The organism is Microbacterium sp. KRD172 (assembly GCF_017168295.1).
GTDB lineage: Bacteria > Actinomycetota > Actinomycetes > Actinomycetales > Microbacteriaceae > Microbacterium > Microbacterium profundi.
Window position 1 is genome coordinate 1 of record NZ_JABFAS010000020.1, and the last position, 3404, is coordinate 3404.

A 3404-nucleotide genomic window follows, 5' to 3' on the forward strand; every position below is an offset into this window, starting at 1 on the left:
GCCGATCGCGGGCAGGATCCGGTCATCGAGATGGACGTAAAGTGTGATCAGGAGGGTGTTGAGGTCGGTATTCACACATTGGGCTTAACACCCTCTGCCAACGATTAACAGCCTCCACGCCGTTCACAGCCAATCGGACTCACTCACCTATCTGCTCTACGACGGTGCGATGGGCACGGGTGGCATGCTCACCGTTGCCGACGACACACTGAACGAGCTCACCGCAGGCAAGAAGATCGACACGCACCTGTACGGGCAGGAGATCAACGCTGAGACGTTCGCGATCGCCAAGGCCGACCTCATCCTGAAGGGCGACGGGCGCGCTGCCGACAACATCAAGGGCGGACCCGAGTTCTCCACCCTGTCGAACGACGCTTTCGCGGGCAAAGAGTTCGACTTCATGCTCTCGAACCCGCCGTACGGAAAGTCGTGGAAGACCGACCAGGAGCGCATGGGCGGGGCGAAGAGCATCACCGACCCGCGCTTCATCGTCGAGCACGACGGCGACCCCGAGTTCAGCCTGGTCACCCGGTCGAGTGACGGCCAGATGCTGTTCCTCGCCAACCTCATCGCCAAGATGAAGAACGACACGGTCACCGGCAGTCGCATCGCTGAGATTCACAACGGTTCGTCGCTGTTCACCGGAGATGCGGGTCAGGGCGAGTCGAACATCCGCCGGTATGTGATGGAGAACGACCTCGTCGAGGCGATCGTGGCGCTGCCACTGAACCTCTTCTACAACACTGGCATCGCCACCTACATCTGGGTGCTGAGCAACCGCAAGCAGGATCGCCGCAAGGGCAAGGTGCAGCTGATCGACGCGACGAAGTGGTTCACGCCGTTGCGCAAGAACCTGGGCAGCAAGAACTGCGAGCTGTCGGCCACGAACATCGACGCGATCATGGCGACTTTTCATGCGTTTGATGAAGCGGATGCTGAGGTCTCGAAGATCTTCGACAACGCCGACTTCGGGTACTACAAGGTCGCCGTCGACCGACCGCTGCGCCTCGTCGATGCCGAGCCGGGCCGTGTCTACAAGCCCGCCGAGATCAAGGCTCTGCGGGCGGCCAGCGAGCGAGCGGATGCTGCGCCTGCCGTCATCAAGAAACTGCACAAACTCGGAGTGGTCGCTGACCCGCTGCGCGGGCTGTTCGAGGCAGAGGTCGACGGCAAGACCCGGGTCGTGGAGTATGAGCGCGACACCGAGTTGAGTGACACTGAGCAGATTCCGCTGACGGAGCCGGCGGGGGAGTACGCCAGCGGCATCGAGGCGTTCCTGCGGCGAGAGGTGCTGCCCTATGCGTCGGATGCCTGGATCGACGAGTCGAAGACGAAGATCGGCTACGAGGTGAGCTTCACCCGCCACTTCTACGAGCCTGCCCCGATGCGCACGCTCGATGAGATCCGCGCCGATATCCGTGCGCTTGAAGCTGAGACAGACGATCTGCTGAGCGAGATCGTCGGCTGATGTTTCGAGATTTTATGTCGTATCCGAAGTACACCGACTCGGCCGACGTGCGAGACGCTCCACCTCATCCTCGGCATTGGGCGCGACTGCGATTGAAGGACGTGATTACGCGAATCAGAGGGGGTGCGACACCGACCTCGAACGAACCAGCCTTCTGGGGTGGCCCCATCCAGTGGGCGACGGCAGTGGACTTCGATGGTAGCGGTGACATCACGTCGACCAAGAGAACGCTCACAGCGCTCGGACTGCGGTCATGTTCCGCAGAGGTATTTCCTGTTGGGGCAATTGTCGTCACAAGTCGCGCACCCGTCGGGAAGGTAGCGGTCGCGAGTATCGAGTTGGCAACTAGCCAGGGCTGTAAGGCGATCGAGCCGGATCCCAGAAACGTGCATTCTCGCTTCCTCTCATATTTGCTGGGGAGCATGGAGTGTTCAATCCAGTCCCACGCCACCGGTACGACATTCATGGAGCTCTCGACGGACGGGTTCGCGCGGCTCCCGCTGTCCGTGCCACCGCTTGGGGAGCAGGCGGCGATCGTGAAGTACCTCGGGCATGCGCATGCGCGGATCGACCGGGCCATCGCCGCGAAGCGCAAGATGATTGCGCTGCTCGAAGAGCAGAAGCGAGCGATCATCCACCAGACCGTCACACGTGGCCTCGACCCGTCCGTCCCGCTGAAGGATTCGGGCATCCCCTGGCTCGGCCAGATCCCCGCTCACTGGGAGGCTGAACGCCTGGGGTGGCATGTAGACCTCCTGACTGGATTTCCGTTCGAGAGCGTGGGGTTCGCATCTGGGCCTGACACGACCCGACTCCTGCGGGGCATCAATGTTGGCGTTGATGTAGTTCGATGGGACGACGTGGTGGGCTGGCCCGAGCACGCGACCGAGAGTGCCGACCGTTATTCGCTTCGGGTTGGAGACTTGGTGCTCGGCATGGATCGTCCGGTGGTCGGTTCTGGCGTCCGGGTGGCACAGCTTGGTCCCACTGACTTGCCATCGTTGCTTGTCCAGCGGGTGGCGCGAATTCGCCCAAGAGCGACTGCGCTAGCAGGCTGGGTGAAATTTTTGTTGGCGGGATCTGGATTCCAGGATTATTTGGCACCCATCTTCACGGGGATCAGTGTCCCGCACCTCAGCCCAAGCCAAATCAGGGACTTCGTAGTTCCAGTTCCTGCCGTTTCGGAGCAGCGGGAAATTCTTGCCCACATCCACGAGCACTCCGCGACCACGGCGAAGACGATTGATCGAGCGAGGCAGGAAGTTGAGTTGCTCCGTGAGTTCCGCGCGCGCCTCACGTCTGACGTCGTCACCGGGCAGGTGGATGTGCGGGAGATCGCAACGACGCTTCCCGAACTGACCGACGCGCTGCCTGAGGTCGACGATGAACTCGACGAGTTCCTCGATGCGGAGTCAGGGCACCGATGACTGACGACGGGGCCAGAGAATCCGGCGAGATCATCCTGTACACCGCACCGGGCGGCGTGCAGATGCAACTGCGTGCGGTCGACGACACGGTGTGGCTCACGCGGGCGCGGCTGGCCGAGCTCTACGGCACGTCGTTGCCCAACATCACGCAGATCATCCGTCGCATCCTCGACGACGGCGAAGTCGGCTCGGCAACCGTTAACTCTGAGTTAATGGTTCGCACGGAGGGCACGCGCGAAGTGCGGCGCGAGGTCAAGATCTACAACCTCGACATGATCCTCGCCGTCGGCTACCGCGTCACCACACCGCGCGCCGTGCAGTTTCGGCAGTGGGCGACGAGCGTGCTGCGCGAATACCTGGTCAAGGGTTTCGCGATGGACGAGGGCTTGTCAAGTTTTCTGTGTAAGCGGTTCGGAATTGGTGGTCAGAGGTAGGGGTTGATTCGCTCGGGGTAAGCCAGGGCGAGTTGCTCAAGGGCTTGTTTCCAGTTCGTCGTGACGTTGCCCTCG

Annotated in this window: 3 protein-coding genes; all 3 read left to right on the forward strand. The window is 61.7% G+C overall.

Annotation, left to right across the window (positions count from 1 at the left end):
- The first annotated feature begins 151 nt into the window (after nucleotides 1-151).
- Genes J1M43_RS16210 through J1M43_RS16220 form a run of 3 tightly spaced genes read left to right on the forward strand, consistent with a single transcriptional unit; the run spans nucleotide 152 to nucleotide 3329 of the window.
- Nucleotides 152-1468 carry a class I SAM-dependent DNA methyltransferase gene (locus tag J1M43_RS16210; protein WP_274607522.1) on the forward strand — a complete coding sequence of 439 codons (1317 nt, stop codon included), beginning with the start codon at nucleotides 152-154 and terminating at the stop codon, nucleotides 1466-1468.
- A gap of 14 nt (nucleotides 1469-1482) precedes the next feature.
- Nucleotides 1483-2895, forward strand: a complete 1413-nt coding sequence (locus J1M43_RS16215) for a restriction endonuclease subunit S (RefSeq protein WP_241245554.1) — start codon at nucleotides 1483-1485, stop codon at nucleotides 2893-2895.
- Nucleotides 2892-3329, forward strand: a complete 438-nt coding sequence (locus J1M43_RS16220; RefSeq protein WP_206477493.1) for a virulence RhuM family protein — start codon at nucleotides 2892-2894, stop codon at nucleotides 3327-3329. The genes J1M43_RS16215 and J1M43_RS16220 overlap by 4 nt, the downstream gene beginning before the upstream one ends.
- Nucleotides 3330-3404 lie beyond the last annotated feature (75 nt).

Excerpts from the sequence above, each read along its gene's own strand:
- J1M43_RS16215 (WP_241245554.1), top strand. The coding sequence starts at position 1,483 with ATGTCGTATCCGAAGTACACCGACTCGGCCGACGTGCGAGACGCTCCA.
- J1M43_RS16220 (WP_206477493.1), top strand. The coding sequence starts at position 2,892 with ATGACTGACGACGGGGCCAGAGAATCCGGCGAGATCATCCTGTACACC.